This window comes from Rhizobacter sp. P2_H3 (assembly GCF_056403355.1).
The window spans coordinates 26,262-46,287 of sequence record NZ_JBFUFQ010000011.1 but is presented as its reverse complement, the minus strand read 5'-3'; the positions used below and the strand labels follow the sequence as shown (position 1 = coordinate 46,287).

The 20,026-nt window shown below is 68.2% G+C and carries 13 protein-coding genes; 4 read left to right on the top strand and 9 right to left on the bottom strand.

Going from position 1 to position 20,026, the window contains the following annotated elements:
* Nucleotides 1-34: 34 nt before the first annotated feature.
* Nucleotides 35-1,024 (top strand): alpha/beta fold hydrolase, encoded by a 990-nt coding sequence (locus AC1D1T_RS03965; RefSeq protein WP_477824873.1) that lies wholly within the window; start codon nucleotides 35-37, stop codon nucleotides 1,022-1,024.
* Here AC1D1T_RS03965 and AC1D1T_RS03960 read toward each other — a convergent pair.
* The 4 genes from AC1D1T_RS03960 to AC1D1T_RS03945 form a co-directional block, all read right to left on the bottom strand.
* Nucleotides 1,008-3,908: an ATP-binding protein gene (locus tag AC1D1T_RS03960; RefSeq protein ID WP_477824872.1), complete on the bottom strand. Its 2,901-nt coding sequence runs from the start codon at nucleotides 3,906-3,908 to the stop codon at nucleotides 1,008-1,010. The genes AC1D1T_RS03965 and AC1D1T_RS03960 overlap by 17 nt on opposite strands.
* A 70-nt stretch (nucleotides 3,909-3,978) precedes the next feature.
* Nucleotides 3,979-4,365, bottom strand: a complete 387-nt coding sequence (locus tag AC1D1T_RS03955) for a histidine kinase (protein WP_477824871.1) — start codon at nucleotides 4,363-4,365, stop codon at nucleotides 3,979-3,981.
* Nucleotides 4,366-4,374: 9 nt separating this feature from the next.
* Nucleotides 4,375-6,063 carry an FAD-dependent oxidoreductase gene (locus tag AC1D1T_RS03950; RefSeq protein WP_477824870.1) on the bottom strand — a complete coding sequence of 563 codons (1,689 nt, stop codon included), beginning with the start codon at nucleotides 6,061-6,063 and terminating at the stop codon, nucleotides 4,375-4,377.
* 87 nt (nucleotides 6,064-6,150) lie between these two features.
* Nucleotides 6,151-7,722: a cation:proton antiporter gene (locus AC1D1T_RS03945; RefSeq protein WP_477991444.1), complete on the bottom strand. Its 1,572-nt coding sequence runs from the start codon at nucleotides 7,720-7,722 to the stop codon at nucleotides 6,151-6,153.
* 226 nt (nucleotides 7,723-7,948) lie between these two features.
* Between AC1D1T_RS03945 and AC1D1T_RS03940 the strand changes: the two genes are divergently transcribed.
* On the top strand, nucleotides 7,949-9,211 hold the full coding sequence (locus AC1D1T_RS03940) for an ammonium transporter (RefSeq protein WP_477824936.1): 1,263 nt from the start codon (nucleotides 7,949-7,951) through the stop codon (nucleotides 9,209-9,211).
* A gap of 11 nt (nucleotides 9,212-9,222) precedes the next feature.
* Nucleotides 9,223-9,528, top strand: coding sequence for a hypothetical protein (locus AC1D1T_RS03935; protein WP_465110590.1), 306 nt, complete (start codon nucleotides 9,223-9,225; stop codon nucleotides 9,526-9,528).
* 15 nt (nucleotides 9,529-9,543) lie between these two features.
* On the opposite strand, the gene AC1D1T_RS03930 is transcribed toward AC1D1T_RS03935, so the two are convergent.
* Nucleotides 9,544-12,666 carry a glycoside hydrolase family 3 protein gene (locus tag AC1D1T_RS03930; protein WP_477824937.1) on the bottom strand — a complete coding sequence of 1,041 codons (3,123 nt, stop codon included), beginning with the start codon at nucleotides 12,664-12,666 and terminating at the stop codon, nucleotides 9,544-9,546.
* A 252-nt stretch (nucleotides 12,667-12,918) separates the two neighbouring features.
* On the opposite strand from AC1D1T_RS03930, the gene AC1D1T_RS03925 reads away from it, so the two are divergent.
* Nucleotides 12,919-13,743, top strand: coding sequence for a DUF8757 domain-containing protein (locus tag AC1D1T_RS03925; protein WP_047509864.1), 825 nt, complete (start codon nucleotides 12,919-12,921; stop codon nucleotides 13,741-13,743).
* On the opposite strand, the gene AC1D1T_RS03920 is transcribed toward AC1D1T_RS03925, so the two are convergent.
* From AC1D1T_RS03920 to AC1D1T_RS03905, 4 genes are all read right to left on the bottom strand, one after another.
* Nucleotides 13,700-14,212, bottom strand: a complete 513-nt coding sequence (locus AC1D1T_RS03920) for a DUF488 domain-containing protein (RefSeq protein ID WP_477824938.1) — start codon at nucleotides 14,210-14,212, stop codon at nucleotides 13,700-13,702. The genes AC1D1T_RS03925 and AC1D1T_RS03920 overlap by 44 nt on opposite strands.
* A 94-nt stretch (nucleotides 14,213-14,306) precedes the next feature.
* Nucleotides 14,307-17,357, bottom strand: a complete 3,051-nt coding sequence (locus AC1D1T_RS03915) for an efflux RND transporter permease subunit (RefSeq protein ID WP_477824953.1) — start codon at nucleotides 17,355-17,357, stop codon at nucleotides 14,307-14,309.
* A gap of 59 nt (nucleotides 17,358-17,416) precedes the next feature.
* Nucleotides 17,417-18,517, bottom strand: a complete 1,101-nt coding sequence (locus AC1D1T_RS03910; RefSeq protein WP_477824939.1) for an efflux RND transporter periplasmic adaptor subunit — start codon at nucleotides 18,515-18,517, stop codon at nucleotides 17,417-17,419.
* A complete protein-coding gene (locus AC1D1T_RS03905; RefSeq protein WP_477824940.1) occupies nucleotides 18,514-20,004 on the bottom strand; it encodes an ArnT family glycosyltransferase in 1,491 nt (496 codons plus the stop codon). The genes AC1D1T_RS03910 and AC1D1T_RS03905 overlap by 4 nt, the downstream gene beginning before the upstream one ends.
* Nucleotides 20,005-20,026: the final 22 nt, after the last annotated feature.

Genomic DNA, 20,026 nt, shown 5'->3' with positions numbered 1-20,026 from the left:
CACCCCGATCGACCCCTCCACTGAAGGACACACCATGAAATCCTCTGTCAGCGCCAAGCGCTTCGCCTCCTCCCTGCTGCTGGCGCTTGCAGCGCACGGCGCCCAGGCCAACACCGCTGCCGCGAGCGAACCGTCGAACTCCGTCAGCACCGCGGCCGTCAGCTACCGCACGGTCAAGGTCGACGGCGTGAACGTCTTCTACCGCGAAGCCGGTCCGAAGAACGCGCCGGTCTTGCTGCTGCTGCACGGGTTCCCCACCTCGTCGCAGATGTTCCGCAATCTGATCCCGCGGCTGGCCGACAAGTACCGCGTGATCGCGCCCGACTACCCCGGCTACGGCCAGAGCGACATGCCGGCGATGGACAAGTTCGACTACAGCTTCGACAACCTCGCCCGCGTGATCGACAAGTTCACCGAGGCGGTCGATGCGAAGAAGTTCGCCCTCTATGTGCAGGATTACGGCGCGCCCATCGGCTTTCGCATCGCGGCGGCCCATCCCGAGCGCATCACCGCGATCGTGGTGCAGAACGGCAATGCCTACAACGAAGGCATCGACAACGAGTTCTGGGTACCCGCCAAGGTGTACTGGGCAGACAAGTCCGAAGCGAACGGCGCCAAGCTGCGGCCGCTGTTCGAGATCGGTGCGACGAAGTGGCAGTACACGGAAGGCATCCGCGACGTGAGCCACATCAGCCCGGATGCCTGGACGGTCGACCAGGCCCGCATGGACCGCCCCGGCAACAAGGACATCCAACTGGAAATGTTCTACAGCTATGGCACGAACCCGCCGCTGTACCCCGGCTGGCAGGCCTACTTCCGCAAGCACCAGCCGCCGATGCTGATCGTCTGGGGCAAGAACGACAAGATCTTCCCGCCTGCCGGCGCGCACCCCTACCTTCGCGACCTTCCGAAGGCCGAGCTGCACCTGCTGGACACCGGGCACTTCGCGCTCGAGGAGGACAGCGAGACGGTCGGCCGGCTGATGCGCTCGTTCCTGCAGCGCAACGTCAAGGCTGGCAAGTGATGGCAGGGCAGCGGCACTCGGCCAGCAGGCGGGCCGCTGCCCTCAGGTCACGCGTCGCGAACCCTTCGGAAAATTCGTCGACGATGGGCGACAGCATCCGGCGTGCGTCGTCCGTTCTCGCCCCCCCGGCGCACCAGAGCCCTGCGAGGTCGGTGGCCGCGCGCAACCGCCATGACAGCGCGCCGACTTTCCGGGCCGACGCCATCGACTGGCCGAGCAGGACTTCCGCGTCGCGGTTGCGTCCCTGGGCCACGCGGAGGGACGCCTGGATGCGAAGGACCTCGGGCAGGCACCAGCTTTCGTCGTGCGCATGCGCGATGTCGAGTGCGTTGCGGATCGTCGATTCGGCTTCGCCGAGACGGGCGTGACGCACGAGCGCGTCCGCCAGGACGCTGAGGTAGTACGGCATCCGCGCCAGGTGGTTGATGCTGCGAAACTCCTCGACGGCCTGCTGCAGGGCCGCCACCGCGTCGCACGAGGTGTCGCCCCTCGTGTGTGCCAGCGCGGCCCGGTAGAAGCTGGCGACAGGGCGCCGGGCGGCGAGGCCATGTCGCGTGACGTGCTCTTCCAGCATCGCGACATGGCGGTCACAGGCGTCGACGTGCCCGCTCCAGTAGAGGACCGGGCAGATATACGACAGCAAGTTGTTGAGCGAGAGGTGATGCCCGAGCCCGCGTGCGCTTTCCAGCGCGGCTTGTGCCGTGCGCACGGCCGTGTCGGCGCGGCCCGTCAGCCACTGCACCTGCCCCAGCACCCCGCCCGCGAGGACGATGGGATCGGAGAGGTATCGGATGTCGTACGAGCCGAAATAACGCTGGTCGCGCGCGTGGAGGACTTCGAGCCGCCGCCCGGCGGCGTGCAGGCGTCCGAGAAAGAGCTCGGCGATGGCCGTGTGCACGTCGGCCTCGGGCAGGATGGAGGGATCGTTCTTCGCGGCGACCGCCCCGAAGTCGTCGAGCGTGCGCAGCGCTGCAGCGTGCTCGCCCGTGAACAGCTCGTAGATGCCGATCATCATGAGGCAGCGAAGGTGGTAGTCGATGTCGCCGATCCGCACCGCGATCTCCAGCGCGCGGCGCAAGGCTGTCATCGCCCGGGGCTTGAGCCCGCGCGTGAACACGGTGGCGCCGCCGAGCCACAGCTTGAGCTTCATCTCGAAAGCCGTTCCGGCGAGGTCCGCGGCCTCGAGTTCGTCGACCGCCTGCGACACATGGACGCCGCTCTCCTCGGTCAGCGAGAAATGATTCCACAGCAGCAGCCCGGCGACCGTCAGCCGGATCCGCAGCGATCGATTCGCCGCATCGCGGCCGGTCCAGGCCAGCGCAGCGCGCAGGTCGTCGATGACGCGCCCGTAGGCACGCCCCCATTCCGTCGCCGGGCGCCGGGCCCACTCGCCTGCGGCGCGCTCGAGCGTCGCGCACAGGTGTTCCGCGTGGCGTTGGCGGACCACCGGATCCTCGTCGCCGGCTCGCAGGCGTTCGAGGGCATAGGTTCGCGTGGTCTCGAGCAGGCGGTAGGCGATGCCATCGGCATCGAGGTCCGTGGCCAGCAGCGACTTCGCGGCCAGCTGCCCCAGGATGTCTGCCGCTTCCGTGGGAGCGCGGTCTGCCACAGCCGCAGCCCCGGCGGCGTCGAACACGCCCGCGAACACGGACACGGAGCGCAGCACCGCGGCCTCGCCGGGCGGCAGCAGGCTGTAGCTCCAATCGAGCGTCGCCGTCAGCGTGCGGTGTCGCTCCGGTCCCGCCCGGCGCCCGATCAGCAGGCGGAACCGGTCGTCTAGCTGCTGCAGCAGATCGCGCACGCTGAACGCATCGATGCGCGTCGCGGCGAACTCAATAGCGAGCGCGAGCCCGTCGAGACGGCGGCAGATCTCCGCGACGATTGGCGCATCGGCATCGTTGAGCCGGAACGACTCGAGCCTGTCGGTGGCGCGGTCCACGAAGAGCTGGATGGCGGGAAACGTGAGCGCCTCGTCGGCATTCAACCGGGGTGAGGGCAGGGGCGCACCGAGCCCGGGCAGCCTGCGCACCCGTTCTCCCTTCACCAGCAGCGGCTCGCGGCTCGTGACGAGGATCTTCACGCCGGCCGCCGTTGCCATGATCCGGTCGACACAGGAGGCGGCGATATCGATGATGTGCTCGCAGTTGTCGATCACGAGCAGCATCGAACGGTCGCGCAGGTACTCGCAGAGCGGGATCAGCATGCTCTCGGAATGCGCGGTCAGGCCGATCGCCGTCGCGATGGCATGGGGTGCCAGGGCCGGGTCCTTGAGCATCGCCAGGTCGATCAGCCAGACGCCGTCGCTGAACGATCCGAGCACCTGTTCGGCCACGGCGAGCGCCACAGTGGTCTTGCCGATGCCGCCAGCGCCGACGATGGACACGAGACGCGATCCTTCGAGTTCGAGCCGGATGGCATCGATCGCCTCCGCCCGGCCGAAGATGCGCGTCGTGGCGGTCGGCAGGTTGTGGCCGCGCCGGTCCGTCGCCGCGGGGGCCGGCATGAAGCCGGGTGCTCCGTTGGCCTGGACGGGGGCGACGAACCGGTAGCCTCGGCCGGTCACCGTCGCGATGTACGTGGCCATGCCCACGCCGTCGCCGATCGCGCGCCGCAGGGCCGCCATGTTGACCTTCAGGTTGCCCTCGTCGACGACGACGTCCGGCCAGGCACGCGCCATCAGCTCGCGCTTGCCGACCAGTTCGCCCGGGCGCTCGACCAGCGCCGTGAGGATGTCCAGCGCACGGCCCCCGAGGCGGACCGGTGCATCGCCCTGCAGCAGCAGTTGGCGTTCGGGAATGAGCACGAAAGGTCCGAACGCAAAGGAACGTGCAGCCCGCCAGGTCGGTTCAGAGATCACGGAACTGATGCGGTTCGTGCAGGCCATGCGTGGCTCCTTGCGGCGCGGGGGATTGAACGATAGGTCTTCCATCGCTGCGGCAGAACCCCAATTCGTTTCACCCGCCGTTCACTCGATCGTGTGAACGCGGCGGCTCGCGCGGGTCGAACAGGCGATCGAGTTGTTGCCTCAGCACGTCTTCGGCGCGGTCCAGCACCTGGGCGAGTGCAGCGCGCGCCGGGTCGTCCGAGGCCATCCGATCGGTCGCCGCCTGGAAGCGCAGGATCAGGCCTTGGGTGCTTTGCACCAGGGTGTCATGGAGTTCGTGCGCCAAGTGATCGCGCTCGGCCATGCGTTGCTCATGAAGGCGGCGCATTCTCGTGGCGACCTGGCGCACGCGGAGCCAGGCGACGCACCAGATCAGCGCGCCGGCACCGGCCACGCAAACGACGAAGAACCAACCCGTCTGGACGCAGCTCGGCGGGATGAAGAAGTCGAGCGTCACGCGAAAGAGTCAACGCGACGCCGGCAACCCTGCGAGGTGGTGGTGGATCTGCGCGACCGCCGCAGCGCCCTCGCCGATGGCGCCACCCACGCGCTTGACCGAGCCGGAGCGCACGTCGCCGACGGCGAACACCCCCGGCACGCTGGTTTCCAGCGCCGCGGCCTTCCAGCCCGAGGGATCGGCCGCGACGCCGGCGCCCGTCAGCACGAAGCCTTGCGGATCGACGCCGACGCTGCACCCGCCAAGCCAGTGCGTCTCGGGCTCGGCCCCGACGAACAGGAAGACGTTGCGCAGCGGGCGATGCTCCTGCGATGCCGTCCGGCGGTCGGTCCAGGTCACCCCTTCCAGCCCGCTCATCGGCTCGCCATGCAACTCGACGATCTCGGTGTGCGGGCGCAGCTCGATGTTGGCCGCCGCGCCGATGCGATCGATCAGGTAGCGCGACATGGTGGACCGCAGGCTCGGTCCGCGCACCAGCACGTGCACTTTCGAGGCGTGCTGCGACAGGAAGACGGCGGCCTGGCCTGCCGAATTGCCGCCCCCCACGACCACCACTTCGGTTCGCGCACACAGCGTGGCCTCGAGTGCCGAGGCCCAGTACCAGATGCCACGGCCTTCAAAGGCGGACAGTCGTTCCACCTCCAGGCGGCGGTAGTGCGCGCCGCTGGCGATGACCACCGTGCGCGCACGCAGGCGCCGGCCATCGGCGAGGTGCAGCCCGAGTTCACGCTCCGGCCCCGCACGAGCGCAGTCCAGCGACTGCACCTCGGCCGGGATCAGCAACTCGGCACCGAACTTCTCGGCCTGCACGCTGGCGCGCCCGGTCAGTGCGGCGCCGGAAATGCCTGTCGGAAACCCGAGGTAGTTCTCGATGCGCGCGCTGGCACCGGCCTGCCCGCCATAGGCGCGCCGGTCCAGCACGACGACGCGCAGGCCTTCGGAGGCGGCGTAGACGGCCGTCGACAGCCCGGCCGGGCCGGCACCGACGATCGCCACGTCGAAGATCTCTTTGCGCTCGGCGCTGTCGACCATGCCGATGCAGCGCGCCAGCGTCGCTTCGGTGGGGTTCACCAGCACGGCGCCGTCCGGGCACACGACCACCGGCTCGCCGGGGGCGGCGCCGTACTGCTCGATCAGCGCCGCCGCGCGGTCGTCATCGCGTGCATCGATGACCCGGAACGGCTCGCCGTTGCTGTGCAGGAAGCCCTCGAGCCGCAGCAGGCCGGCCGAGTTCGGATGGCCGATCAGCACGGGCCCGCTGGCGCCCTGTTCGATCAGCGCCACGCGTCGCAGGATGAGCGCGCGGATCAGGCGCTCGCCCAGGTCGGCCTCGGCGATCATCAGCGAGCGCACCTGTCCGGGCGGCAGCAGCAAGGCCTCGACATCTTCCCGGGCCACGGCGTCGACCAGAGAAGGCTTGCCGGTCATCGTCGCCAGTTCACCCGAGAAGTTGCCCGGCCCGTGCTCGACGACAGGCGTCTCGCGCCCCATGCCATCGCGCTGGAGGACGGCCACCAGCCCCTTCACGACGACGAACAGCCCCGGCCCCGGCGTGCCGGCGCTGACGATGCGGGTGCCGGCCGGATAGGCCTGCAGCGTGCCGAAGCGTCGCATCCGATCGATGTCGGCTTCGCTCAAGCGAGGGAATGCCTGGTGGCGGCGACTCGAGAGGACATCGGAAGCAGGGCTCGGGCTCATGGCATCGGTCTCTGTGTTGACTCGGCATCCCATGGTCGTGCACGAGCCGAGGCGGCACAAGTAAAGCGCGGTAAATCGCCGTGGGCCTCACCCCGTCGCGTCCGCATTCGCCGCGCGCAGCGGATCGGACACCTCCAGCCAGTCCAGGTCGTTCTCCAGGCTGTGGAAGGCGTCGTCGCCGATCTCGCCGGCCTCGCGCATCGCGAGCAGCGCGTGGCGGGCGGCCTGCAGCGCGGCGCGGTAGCGGTCGTCGTATTCCGCACCAAAGGCGGCGAACGGGCTCTCGCTGCCGTGCAACGGCCGGCCCAGGTGCATCTTCAGGTTCTTGCGCACCAGATCCAGCGCCGCGGACGGCGCCTGCGGCAACTGCGCGAAGGCCGCTTCCAGCACGCGCTGGCGGGCGGCATGCTCCTCGTGCGCGACGGGGTCGCCGTCACGCAGCTTGAGCGCGCGCAGCAGCGGCTTCAGCGTCAGCCCCTGGATCAGCAGCGTGCCCAGCACCACGAGAAAGGCCGTCAGCACGATCAGGTCGCGGGCCGGAAAGCCCTCGGGCAGCGCGAGCGCCGCGGCCAGCGTGACGATGCCGCGCATGCCCGCCCACGAGATCACCAGCCCGCTGCCCACGCTGGGCCGCAGCATCGGCCGCGGCGGGTGGAAGCCGTGGCGCCGGTCGCGCCAGCGCACCACCGCGTTGAAGCTCATGTGCCACGCGATGCGCACGACGATGACGGTGGCCAGCACCGCGGCCGCCACCCCGAAGTACTGCTCGCGCGCCGCCGGCGCCAGCTCGACCAGGATCGGGCGGACCTGCAGCCCGATGAAGATGAACGCGAAGATGTTCAGCGCGAACACGACGGTGGCCCACACCGCGTTGGTGGGGATGCGGATGCGCGCCGGGATGCGCGCCGGCGCCATTCTCGCCAGCGTCATCGCGAAGCAGACGGTGGTCAGCACGCCGGAGAGCCCGACGTGCTCGGCCACCTGCCACACGGTGAAGGTGCCGACGAACTGCAGGACGATGGCCGTCGGGATGTGCTGCACCTTTTCGAAAAGACGCTGGGCGAGCCAGCCCAGCGCCGGCCCCGCGACCAGGCTGCCCAGCACGGCCAGCAGGAAGGTCGGCGCCACCGCCTGCACCGAGAAGCCGCCGGCGGCGACCGCGCCGACCGCGAGGCGGTAGATCAGCAGCGCGCTGGCATCGTTCAGCAGGCTCTCGCCTTCGAGGATGCCGAGGATGCGCTGCGGCGGGCGCAGCGGGCGCAGCACGGCCGTGGCCGCGACCGCGTCGGGCGGGGCGACGATCGCGCCCAGCGCCACCGCGGCGGCCCACGGCAGGCTCGGCACGAGCGCATGGGCCACGACGGCCACCGCGGCCGTGGTCAGGCCGACGGCGACGATCACCAGGCCGGCGAGCGGCGCCCAGTTGTCGCGAAGATCCCGCAGCGAGGCGTCGTAGCCGGCATCGACCAGGATCGGCGCGACGAACAGCGCGAGCACCAGGTCGGGCGGCAGGCTCAGCTGCGGCGCGCCCGGAATCAGGGCCAGCAGCGCGCCGCCGATGGCGAGGAAGACCGGGTACGGCGCGCCTGCGCGGCGAGCCGCCGCCGCCAGCGCCACGGCCGCCACGAAGAGGATCAGGATCTGTTCGAGTTCGCGCACCGGCGCAGTATGGAGCAGGCGTGCTGCCTTGCCTGCGTCACGTCGGGGTCGTGAAGGCGACCAGGTCATGTGTGACGTTGTTGACGGCGCCGAACGGGATGCCGCCGCCATCAGGACTTGATCAAGACCTCGGGCGCGACGGCTGGTGCAATGCCCCATGCGCTCTCAAACTCAACCAACCGACGCCCACCGTCCACGCCCCCATCGCCTGATCGCCGCCGGCGCGATGGCCTTGCTGGGAACCTCCGCCGCCAGCGCCGCACCGCAGACCGCGGCGGCGAGTGCGATCTCGGCCGGCGACACCGCGTGGATGCTGGCCAGCACGGCGCTCGTCCTGATGATGACGCTGCCGGGCCTGGCCTTCTTCTATGGCGGGCTGGTGCGCAAGAAGAACATCCTGGGCACGATGACGCAGGTGTTCATCGTGGCCGCGGTCACCAGCGTGCTGTGGTTCCTGGCGGGCTACACGATCGCTTTCGGCTCGGGGTCGCCGTGGGCGGGCTTCTTCGGCAACGGCTTCAGCCTCGAGTTCATGCCGCTGGGCGACCGGGTCCCCGTGCACGCGATGGCTCCGCAGATCCCTGCGCCGGCGTTCGCGCTGTTCGAGGCCGCCTTTGCGATCATCACCGCGGCGCTGATCGTCGGCTCGTTCGCCGAGCGGGTGAAATTCAGCATCGCCGCGATGTTCTGCGGCCTGTGGTCGCTGGCCGTCTATGCGCCGGTGGCGCACTGGGTGTGGCACCCCGAGGGCTGGCTGTACGACCTGGGCGTGCGCGACTTCGCCGGCGGCATGGTCGTGCACGTCAGCGCCGGTGCGGCGGGCCTGGCCTGCGCCCTCGTGGCCGGACCGCGGCACGGCTACGGCCGCGAGCCGATGGTCCCCTCGAACCTCGCCTACATGCTGATCGGCGCAGGCTTGCTGTGGATCGGCTGGTTCGGCTTCAATGGCGGTTCCGCCTTTGCGGCCAATGGCGCAGCCGCACTGGCGATGGTCAACACGCAGATCGCAGCGGCGCTGGCCGCGGTCGTCTTTGTGCTGTGCGAGTGGGTTCTGAAGGGCCAGGCGAGCCTGGTCGGCATGTCCACCGGCGCCGTCGCCGGCCTGGTGGCGATCACGCCCGCTGCCGGATTCGTCAGCGTGAACGCGGCCTACCTGTTCGGTGCCGTCGGCGGCCTCGTCGCGTTCGCGTCGCTGAGCTGGATCAAGCCCCTGATCAACATCGACGACTCGCTGGACGTGTTCGCGATCCACGGCGTCGTCGGCATCGCCGGTTCGCTGCTGACGCCCTTCTTCATCGACGCGAAGCTTGCGGGCGGCGCCGGCCAGCCGCAGGCGGAAGCGATCGGTGTCATGGCGGTTCTCGTCTACAGCTTCGCGGTCAGCTGGCTGCTGATGAAGGGGCTCGACTGGTTCGCCGGCGTCCGGATCAAGCGCAGCGAGGAGGCCGTCGGGCTGGATGTGTCCCAGCACGGCGAGCGGATCGAATAGTGAGCTCCCTCATGTCCTCGGGCGTGATCGCGATGCGGCTGCGGCTGGCCCTGCTGCGGCACCAGATCCCCGTCGAGGCTGATCGCCTGCTGTCCGACACCGACTACGCGGTGGAGATCTGGGCGCTTTGCACGGACATCGGCGACCCGGCCCTGATCACGCTGGCCGAGCGCCTGATGAGCAGCCGGGTGGTGCCGGCGGCCGCGGCGCCCGCCGCGGCATCGAACCCCGTCGCACAGGGGGGCGATACCGACGCCGGCCCGAAGGACGATCCGAACCGCCCGCGCGAGCGCAGCTATCTCCGCGGCGCTCGTTGACCCTGCAAGAAGTCGTCAGGGACGCAAGGCCACGTTGCGCACCGTCATCTGCACGCCGCGCTGGTCGTTCCAGTGCGGAAACACCGAGAAGCTGCCGATGCGCGCCAGGTCCAGGCAGGCTGCGGCACCTGCCAGCACCGTGCTCATCGGCACCGACACCGTGGCCCACGCGCCAAGCGGCGGCCGGCCGATCGAGATGTCGGCGGTTGCGCAACCGGCGCCGCTTTCCAGCTTGAGGGTCAGGTCCGAGGTGTTGCTGCCGTAGAGGTAGGGGTAGACCTCCAGCGTCAGCCGCCCGGCCCTGTACGCCGACAGGTCGGTCGCGGGCCCGCTGATGAACACCATGCCGTTGGCGCCCACGGTGTTCGAGAACTGCATGCGGATCTCGGCCGGGGCCGCACCCACCGGGATCACCTGCCAGCTGACATGGCCCGCCGTGCTCTGCCAGCTGCTGAAGCCGAAGCCCGGTGCGACGCCGTTCGGCCCGAACAGCGCAAAGCTGCCCTGCTGCCCCGAGCAGCCCGAGACCCCGCCGGCCAGTGCGCCGCCCTTGACCACCTTCAGGTTGGTGAACGCCAGCGCCATCGCGCCCATCGACTCGATGCTGAACGGCGTGTCGATGCTCGCGAGGTTGGCGCCGGCCGACGCGAAGCAGCTGAGCGGGATCTTCAGCGTCTGCCTGACGTTCAGCGGCAGGCTGCGCAGCGTCTGCGTCAGGTCCACCGTGCCGCGGCAGGGGTAGCCGCAATCCATGTGCAACTGCACCGCGGCGGCAGGCGCCTGCGAGACCACGGTGTCGAACTCCAGCGTGCCGTCGGTGTAGCCCGAGAGGTTCTGGCCGCTCGCCGCCTTCGAGAAGATCTGGCCCTGCGAGAACCAGGTGACCAGCTTGGCGTCCTGCTGCGTGTTGATCTGCGTGGTCTGCACGCGCATCGCCGGCGTGCCGGCGGCCGGCACGTTGAGCGTCGCGTTCAGGTCGCTGCCGACCGGCACGCTGGCCCAGTTGTTGGCGGCGGTGTTGACGTTCAGTGCGAAGGGCGCGACGTCGCCCTGGTTGAACAGCACCAGCGTGCCGCTACCCTGGCCGCAGACCGAGGGCACGGCCGGTGTCGGCAGCGTGCCGATGCTGGCGGTGCTTGCATACGTCAGTCCGTAGCCGGGGGCGAACTGCGGCTGCTGGCCGTCGCCGAGGTTCAGCGGCGTCTGGCAGGCCGAGGCCGGCCACGAGAACGACAGCGTGCCGTTGAAGTCGAAGCCGACCGCACCCTGCGCAGTGCGGTAGATCACGTCGCTGACGCCCTTGCCCTCGGTGCCCGGCAGCCAGCCGGCGACGAAGGCATCGGACTTGTTGATCAGGTCGTTCGCGTACAGCGGCCGCCCCGCCAGCAGCAGCGTCACCACCGGCTTGCCCTTGCCCGACACCGCGTTCAGCGCCGCCAGGTCTTCCGGGTAGTTGGCCGCGTGCGCCAGCGTGCGGCTGCCCTTGAGGTCGCCGGCGCCTTCGGCATACGGCGTCTCGCCGATCACCGCGATCACCACGTCGTAGTTGGCCGGGTTCTTGTCGGTGCCGGTCGCGCTGTACTCGACGTTGGCGCTGCCGGCGGCCTCCTGGATGCCGGCCAGCACGGTGTCGCTGATGCCGGCGAAATCGGCATTGCTGTTGCCGGTGCCCTGCCAGGTCAGCGACCAGCCGCCCGACTGGTTCGAGATGCTGTTGGCGCTCTTGCCGACCACCAGCGTCCTGCGCCCGCGTGCCAACGGCAGCAGCTCGCCGTTGTTCTTGATCAGCACCAGCGATTTGCGCACCGCGTCGCGCGCCAGCGCACGGGCCGCCAGCTGGCCCTGGACACCGGCCCCGGCGGATTGCGACGGCTTGCGCCCGTTGAACAGCCCCGAGCGCATCTTGACGCGCAGGATGCGCGTCACCGCGTCGTTGATGCGCGCGATCGGGATTGCCCCCGAGCGCACCTGGGCCGAGGTGTTGCTGATGAAGGCCTGCCACTCGTCGGGCACCATCACCATGTCGATGCCGGCGTTGATCGCCTGCGCGCAGCTCGCGTTGCTGCAGCCGGGCACCTGGCCGATGCCGTTCCAGTCGGACACGACGAAGCCGTCGAAGCCGATCTTGGTCTTCAGGATGTCGGTCAGCATCTGCCTGCTGCCGTGCATCTTGCCGACGTTGATGCCGGCGGCCGCATTCGTCCAGCTGTTGAAGGACGCCATCACCGTCTGCGCCCCGGCGCCCAGCGCGCTGTAGTAGCCCTGGCCGTGGATGTTGATCATGTCGGCGGTGGACGCCGTCGTCACGCCCTGGTCGACACCCTGGTCGGTGCCGCCGTCGCCCATGAAGTGCTTGGCGGTCGCGACCACGTTGGTGTCGCTCGCGAAGCTGCCCTGCAGGCCGGTCACGTAGGCGCCGGCGTAGGCGCGCACGAGGGACGGATCCTCCGAGAAGCTCTCGTAGGTGCGGCCCCAGCGGTCGTCGCGCACGACCGCGAGGGTCGGCCCGAAGATCCAGTTGATGCCGGTGGCGCGCACCGCCTGGCCGACCGCCGCGCCGATCTGCTGCACCAGCGCCGGGTCATGCGCCGCGCCCAGCCCGATGTTGTGCGGGAACAGCGTGGCCTGGTAGACGTTGCTGTGGCCGTGGATCGCGTCGGTGCCCCAGATGATGGGGATCTTCGTGGCCATCGAAGTGGCCATCGACGCGTTGTAGTACTGGTCGGCCAGCGCCACCCAGGCGGCGGCGCTCGCGTGCTTGTCGCCGTTCGGCCACGAGCCGCCGCCGTTCAGCACCGAGCCGATGAAGAACTGCCGCACCTGGTCGGGCGTGATGCTCTTGATCTCGGGCTGCGTCATCTGCCCGACCTTCTGCTCGATCGTCATCGCCGCGACGATCTGCGCGATGCGCGACTCCATCGCCGGATCGCGCGCGATCGCGCTGGTGACGGCCGGCCAATCGGTGTAGGTGGGGGCGGGTGGGATGACGGCGGCGCTCTTCTCGGACCGGGTGCGGGTGGCGAGCGGGCTCGCTTCTTCAGCCGCGGCCGAGCCGCCTCCCCCGCAGGCGGCGGCCAGCAGCGCGCTCAGCACGCCCAGGGCCGCGGCACCGTGCCGGGCAAGGTGCTTGGAATTCATGGTGTCTCCTCGGAATCCTTGGAATGGCGGTCGGTCCGGCATCCGCTTTCTCGTCAAGGCGCGTCCAAGGGTGGACGGTCAAGTATGGAAGCGGTTCCACTGATTGTTGGGGATGCGATGGACCGTCTGCAGAGGGATAACCCGCTGGTCAACACTGTATCTTTGCAAAGGCCACGGAACTCTTCGCCATCTGCACGCAACTCAGGTTTTGATCAACACGCCGTGGTCCTGCGGCATCACAGGGAGTTTTGAATGGCAACAGACCACCAACGCATCCTGATCCTCTGCAAGACCTATCCGTCGCCCAGTGCGCGTTACGTCGAGACCTCTTGTGTGGCCGGCATGGCCGAGGACGGCAGACTGGTCCGCCTGTTCCCAGTTCCCTTCCGGCTGGTTGAGGATGATCAGCAGTTCAAGAAGTGGCAGTGGGTCCGCGCTCGGGTGCGACGCGCGCAGGACGATGCCCGGCCGGAGAGTCACCGCATCTCGGTCGACACGATCGAACTGGAAGGCGAGCCCTTGTCCACACGCGACTATTGGATTGCTCGGCGAGAGGCGATCAAGGGCGTGCCGGTTTTCAACTCTTTCGACGCGCTGGATGCGGCACGTGCGACCGATGGCGTGACGCTGGGTCTCGTGCGTCCGAGCCGGCTGCTGGGCCTGGACATCACACCCGTGGACAACGCGGAATGGACCGAGGATGAGAAGGCAAAGTTGCTGCAGGAGCAGCAGCAGGGCAACTTGTTCGATGCCAACGAAGATCAGCGCTCGTTGAAGACGCTGAAGAAGTTGCCGTACGACTTCCACTACCGCTACGAATGCCAGACTGAGGCTGGATCGGCCGAGTTCCGGCACAAACTCGTGGACTGGGAGGCCGGTGCCCTGTACTGGAACGTGCATCGTCGCGACGACTGGCAGGATGCGTTTCGCCAGAAGTTCCTGACGGAGTTCGGCGATCGAGACGTGCTCTTCCTGCTGGGCACCATCCACCGCTTTCCCAAGCAGTGGTTGATCGTCAGCGTGCTCTACGCACCTAGGCTGCCAGACGCGCTGGTGCGTCAGCAACCACTGTTCTAGCGGTCAGATGCTGCACGGCCAGAGCACCGTCCTGGCGAGCGGCGCGAGCCACGTAAGTGCGGTGGCAAAAGCCGAAATCGGCTTCGAAGCACACGAGGCAAGCGCTCTGAGCGAGCGCCGTTTGGGTCAGGTCAGCGATCTCGGCCTTCTGGGTGGCCAGGTACGCGAGGAACCCGCGGGTGTAGGCCTGCCAGTCGCCATCCACCTTGTAGCGATTCCGAACGGGCTTCGGGCAACCGAGCGCCGGACGGTGCTCGTAGGCGATGCCCTCCGCCGCCAACGCCTCACGGAAGGATGTCTTGGAGAAGCCCTTCTTGCGCGACAGCGGCAGCTCGCGCACATCCACGATCAGCTCGATGTGCGCCTCCTTGAGGCGCTCGATGAACGCGTCAATCGACAGACCCTCGTAGCCGAAGGTGAACAGAGCGCGTGCAGGACGGTGTGCGGATGAAGCCAAGGTGAGGATCAAGCGAGGAATGAGAGATGAAGTTTACTGAGCGATTCGAGCGATGGGAACCGCACCGTTCGGGTCTGCCGAGTTGACGATGTTCAACCGGCATGGGTCAGGACGTCGCTGCCGGTGGATTCTTGTGGCGCATCACCACGCTGCGGGTGCGCAGCCACGCGACGAGGTCATCCAGGCACGTGTAGACGACGGGGATCACGAACAAGCTGAGAACCGTCGAGGACATCAGTCCACCGATCACGACCACCGCCATCGGGGAACGGAAACTGGGATCGCCTCCCCAACCGAGGGCCACGGGCAGCATCCCGACACCCATGGCCAGGGTGGTCATGACCACCGGACGCGCGCGTTTGCGACAGGCATCCACAATGGCCCTGTCACGCGTCAGTCCACCCTGCAAACGGGCCATGACGGCATAGTCGACGATCAAAATGGAGTTCTTCGTCGAAATGCCCATCAGCATGATCAGGCCGATCATTGACGGCACCGACATCGTCGCCCCGGCGAGATGGAGCGCAACGAACGCGCCCGGGATCGAGAGGACAAGTGCCACCAGGATGGTCATGGGTTGCACGAAGTCCTTGAGAAGCAGGACCAGGACGACGTAGATGCACAGCACCCCCGTCACCATGGCGGTGCCGAAGCCCTGCGAGAGTTCGTCCATCGCCTCCGCTTCGCCGGATGCGCCTTGACTCACCCCGGGTGGAAGGTGCTGCAGGCTGGGCAGGGAGCGTGCCGCTTCTTCCATCTCACCGGTCGGCGTGCCATTCGATTCCACCGCGAGGTCGATGTTGCGGGCACGGTCATGGCGGGTGATCTGCGCGGGACCGCTGCCGGTCGCGAGTGATGCGACGCTTGCGAGTGGAACGTGTCCGCGTGCGCCAGGGACGGGCAGTTGCCGCAGCGTCTCGATGTCCTGGCGACCGGCGTTCGCCATCCTGACGACGATCGGTACCTGCCGCTTGCTGAGGTTGAGCTTGGCCAACTCCTGATCGAAATCACCGGATGTCGCGGTGCGCAGTGTGTCCGAGATGGCCGCGGAGGTCACACCCAGGTCCGCCGCCCGGGCGAAGTCGGTCCGGACAACGAGTTCGGGCTGGAGCAGTCCCGCGCTCGACGTGACGGCACCGACGCCAGGCAGCGTTCTGAGCTCTCGTTCAACGAGCGCGGCATGCTCGGTGAGCACGCGGCTGTCGGACCCTGTCAGCACGACGACGTAGCCCTCGTCCGAGCCACCCCGGTTGACCTGGACTCGGACCCCTGGCAGCAGCTCCAGTGCCTCGCGCAGCTGTCCTTCGATTCGCTGCCTGCTGAGGCCTGGCCTTTCGTCGCGATGGGACAGGGTGATGGTCATTACAGCCGTTTGCATGGCCACCGGCGCCGCACCCGATGCACCCGGACCCGTCTCGGTGATGCCACCACCGATCGCGGTGTAGACCGTCTTGACGTGCTCGTTCGTGCCGACCATGCGGCGTGCTGCTTCAGCGGCGGCGAGCGTGTCCGTCAACGTGCTTCCCGGCGGCAAGCTGAGTATGACCTGAGTCTGTGCCACATCGTCCGATGGCAGGAACTCGCCCGGGATCCTTGTCGCCAGCAGCAGTCCGAGGGCGAAGAACGCGAACGCGGCTCCCAAGGTGACCCCCCGGTACCTCAGGCACGAAACCACCCACCGGGCATAGAGACCCATCCATCGGGTCTGTGGCGGTCGGGCGCCTTTCGGCGGGGTCAGAAGATTTGCGGCCATCATCGGCGTGAGCACACGAGCGACGACGAGCGAGAAGAAGACCGCAATGGCAGCGGTCCACCCGAACTGAACGAACAATCGCCCAGCGGCACCCTGCATGAACGCTGTCGGCAAGAAGACGGCAATGAGCGTGAAAGACGTCGCGATCACCGCCAGGCCGATCTCGTCCGCGGCCTCCACCGCGGCCGCACGGGGTGTCTTTCCCATGCGAAGGTGGCGTGTGATGTTCTCGATCTCGACGATGGCATCGTCTACCAGGAGGCCGACGATCAGCGAGAGCGACAGCAAGGTCACGATGTTGAGGCTGAAGCCCAACAGGTGCATGACCGCGAACGTCGGGATGACGGAGAGTGGCACGGCAAGGGCTGACACGGCGGTCGCGCGCCAGTCGCGCAGGAACAGCAGCACGACGATCACTGCGAGGACAGCGCCCTCGCAGAGGAGTTGCATCGATCCGTCGTAGTTCTCCTTGACGGGCTGGACGTAGTCGATCACCTCGCGCAACTCGATGCCGGGATTCGCCGTGCGAAGTTTCGCCAGGGCATCGCGTACGGCGGAAGCGACTTCCAGTTCTCCAGCGCCGCGGGCTCGCGTGACCTCGAACCCGACCACCGGATGTCCGTCCAGCAGTGCGGCTGAGCGCTGGTCCGCGACGGTGTCGAGCACCCGCGCGACCTGGTCGAGCCTGATGCGTCGGCCGTCGCTGAGCGCCAGGTCCATGCCCCCGATGTCATGTGCCGTCAGCGCTGTCGCGATGGTTCGAACCGACTGCTCGCGGCCTCCCAGGTTGGCCTGGCCCGCCGCCGACTCCTGCTGCACCGCCCGCAGCTGTCGCGAGATGTCGCCCGCACTGACCTTCAAGGCCATCAGCTTCGCAGGATCGAGCTCGACCCTGATCTCGCGGTTCACGCCGCCCACCCTGGACACCGCGCCGACACCCCGCACGGCAAGAAGCGTCTTGCCGACGGTGTCGTCCACGAACCATGAGAGGGCCTCTTCGTCCATCTGCGAGGAGGCGACCGTGTAGGTGAGGATCGGTGACGTCGCAAACTCGGCCTTCTTGACGGTGGGGTCGCGCAACCCCGCCGGCAGGTCCGCACGCACCCGCGCCACAGCGTCGCGGACATCGTCGACGGCTTCCTGCGCGGGCTTCTCGAGCTGGAACTCGACGGTGATGTTGACCGAGCCGTCGGTCAGCGTGGTCTTGATGTGCTTGAGCCCTTGCAATCCGGCGATTGCGTTCTCGATCTTGATCGCGACGTCGTTCTCGAGTTGCGAGGGCGATGCGCCCGGCAGCGACGCCGAGACCAGGACCTCCGGCACCTCGACGTCCGGGAAGTTCTGGGCCTTCATGGCGCGGAAGCCGACGATGCCGAGGAAGGTCAGCACGACGAACAGAAGCATGCCCGGGATCGGGTTGCGGATGGACCACGATGACACGTTGAGATTCAAGATGGCCTCCCTCACTGGCCGTTCGGCCCGGCGACCGCGCGGACCACGTCCCCATCGCTGAGGAAGCCCGCGCCGGTGGCCACCACCTTGCTGCTCGAGTCGATCCCGGCCAGGATCTCGACCCGATGGCCTGCAGCACGTCCCAGCGTCACCTTGGTCTGCATGACCCTTCCCTCGGCGCCGAGTCGCATGACGTAGTCGAAGCCGTCCCGTTGCACGACGGCCGTCTGGGGCAGGGTGAGCGTCGGCCCTCCCTCCCCGATCTCGATCTCCCCGCGGGCGAACATGCCGGCGCGGAGGCTGCCATCGGAGGGCAGGTCGACCATCGCCAGGCCGCTTCTGGTCTGCGTGTTCACTGACGGCGCCAGCACTCGCACCTGGCCTGCCATGGGCTCGTTTCCCTCCGACTGGATGATGACCTTCTGGCCGGATCTCACGCGCGGGAGATCGGCGGCAGGAATCTCGGCGTGCCACTCGAGCCGGCCCTGGCGGATGATCCTGAACATCTCCTGGCCGGCAGGCATCACGGCGCCCACGGTGGCGCTTCGCATCGAGATGACGCCATCGTCAGGGGCGTGGACACGGGTCTGCGCAAGGCGAATCTCCTGCAGCCGGGAGGCAGCCTGCGCGGCGTCCATCTTCGCCTTGGAGATCCGCTCGGCCGTGAGACGTTGCTGGACCTGTTGTGCAGAAAGCGCCCCGGTCGCTTCGAGCGTCCGCGCTCGTTGCGCGGTTGCGGACGCGTCTGCAAACGTGGCGGTCGCCTCCGCCACGGCGGCGCGGCTCTGTTCCAGTTCTGCGGCAACGGTCTCGGGCGTGAAGGTGGCCAACAAGGCCCCGCGCCGCACCGGGTCCCCGACATTCGCGAAAACGCCTGACAGGCGCAAGCCGTTGGCCTCGGCGCCGACAATCGCCTCTTGCCATGCGACCACGTTGCCCGTCGCGGCGAGACGGACGGGCAGCCTGTCCGCTCGAGGCAAGGTGACGGTCACCGTCAGGGTCGGCCGAGGCGCCGCCTTCGCGGCCTGCATTTCCGGCGCAGGATCTTTCGAGGCCCAGATCACACCGACGACAGTCGCGGACAGGACCAGTGCGGCCAGAACAAGCTTCATGGTTGGCACTGATGCTGGTGCTGTTCAGTCGCGACGATCGCGGGCGCGCATTCGTTCGCTGAACAAGATGCCGAGATGCTCTCGCGCACGCGAAGCAGGACGAAGCCGCCGACGTCGGTCCGCTGCGTGACGCAGTCGAACCTTGCAAGGACGTTGGTGTCGTCACCGCGCAGCGCGACAAAACCGCCGTTCGGTGCCAGGCGCTTCAGCGCCTCAGCCGGGGAGGTGGCGAACTCCGCCCGGCCTGCGCTGTAGAACGAAGCCGAGTGGAGCCGTTCGGTCACGAACACCAGCGGCTCGGCATCCTGGTGACGCTGCGCTTCCCAGGCGCTGACAACGGCCTTGGCGGAGCTGCTGCCAAACGTGCCCGCACGCTCGGCGTGGATGAGGAGTCCCAGCACACCGGCGGTCGACAGTGCCAGCCCCCCGGCAATCCAGGCGTGCTTGCGTTCCGGGCCGACGCGACGCCACAGCCAATGGCTGGCCAGCAACGCCATCGCCGGGAGGGCCGGCAGCGCATACGGCAGGATGACGTTGCGCGCCGCCGTGAAGAACACGAGCGGCGCCAGTGACCAGCACGCGAGGTAGGCTTGCCATGAGCGCGTGTCGACATCGGGGCTGGCAGGCTCGGTCCGTGCCACACGAGGCGTGGATGCAGCGGCCAGCAGCAGCAGCGGCCAGGGCAGCGTCGCAACCAGGGCGAAGAGCCAGATCGTTCCCGGGGGAAAGGCATGGGCAAAGCCATAGCGGTCGCCGGACCATCCCGGCGTGAGGAAGCGGTGCCAATGTTCACCGACGATGTAGTAGTCGATGAAGCCGGGCGTCTTCAGTTCTGCCGCGATGTACCACCAGGCGGCGGCCGCGGTCGTCGCTGCCAGCCCCGGAATCCACGGGACGTCCCTCAGCAGGCGGCGCCCCTGCCCTGTCCACACCGCCCAGGCGGCCGTCGGAAAGCCTGCCAGCACGAGTACCAGCGGGCCCTTGGCCAGCAGTCCGATCGCCAGGCCGGCAAACAGCAGGATGGCGCCGTCGCGATACCGCGGCCCGTGCAAGGCCTGCCACAGGCCGCACAGCGCGAGCGTGGTGCCGACCACGAGGGTTTCGTCGGTCATCACGGCGCCGGCCGATACCAGGGACAGGGACGCGCCGCACAGCAGGCCGAGGGTGGCCAGCGGTGGGGTGTCGCGGCGTGACGCCGCCAGGCGGCCGCATGCTGCGGCAACGAACAGCATGCAGAGGAAGTGGGGCAGCCGGGCCGCGAACTCGTTGACGCCGAACACCTTCATGCTGGCCGCGGTGAGCCAGAACGACAATGGCGGCTTGGCCCAGAACGGCACGCCGTAGTCGTGCCAAGGCGTGATCCAGTCGCCGAGTTCGAGCATCTTGCGGCCGATCTCGGCATAGCGCGCCTCGGTGGTCTCCATCAACGGCAGCCAGGCCATGGCGAACAGGCGCAGCGTCAGCAAAGCGGCGATGAGCAGAACCATCGCCTTCGACAGGCGACCTGAA

Bases quoted from the DNA above. Each gene is read 5' to 3' on its own strand.
- AC1D1T_RS03965 (WP_477824873.1), top strand. From the start codon at position 35: ATGAAATCCTCTGTCAGCGCCAAGCGCTTCGCCTCCTCCCTGCTGCTG.
- AC1D1T_RS03960 (WP_477824872.1), bottom strand. From the start codon at position 3,908: ATGGCCTGCACGAACCGCATCAGTTCCGTGATCTCTGAACCGACCTGG.
- AC1D1T_RS03950 (WP_477824870.1), bottom strand. From the start codon at position 6,063: ATGAGCCCGAGCCCTGCTTCCGATGTCCTCTCGAGTCGCCGCCACCAG.
- AC1D1T_RS03940 (WP_477824936.1), top strand. From the start codon at position 7,949: ATGGCCTTGCTGGGAACCTCCGCCGCCAGCGCCGCACCGCAGACCGCG.
- AC1D1T_RS03935 (WP_465110590.1), top strand. From the start codon at position 9,223: ATGTCCTCGGGCGTGATCGCGATGCGGCTGCGGCTGGCCCTGCTGCGG.
- AC1D1T_RS03930 (WP_477824937.1), bottom strand. From the start codon at position 12,666: ATGAATTCCAAGCACCTTGCCCGGCACGGTGCCGCGGCCCTGGGCGTG.
- AC1D1T_RS03925 (WP_047509864.1), top strand. From the start codon at position 12,919: ATGGCAACAGACCACCAACGCATCCTGATCCTCTGCAAGACCTATCCG.
- AC1D1T_RS03915 (WP_477824953.1), bottom strand. From the start codon at position 17,357: ATGCTTCTGTTCGTCGTGCTGACCTTCCTCGGCATCGTCGGCTTCCGC.
- AC1D1T_RS03910 (WP_477824939.1), bottom strand. From the start codon at position 18,517: ATGAAGCTTGTTCTGGCCGCACTGGTCCTGTCCGCGACTGTCGTCGGT.
- AC1D1T_RS03905 (WP_477824940.1), bottom strand. From the start codon at position 20,004: ATGGTTCTGCTCATCGCCGCTTTGCTGACGCTGCGCCTGTTCGCCATG.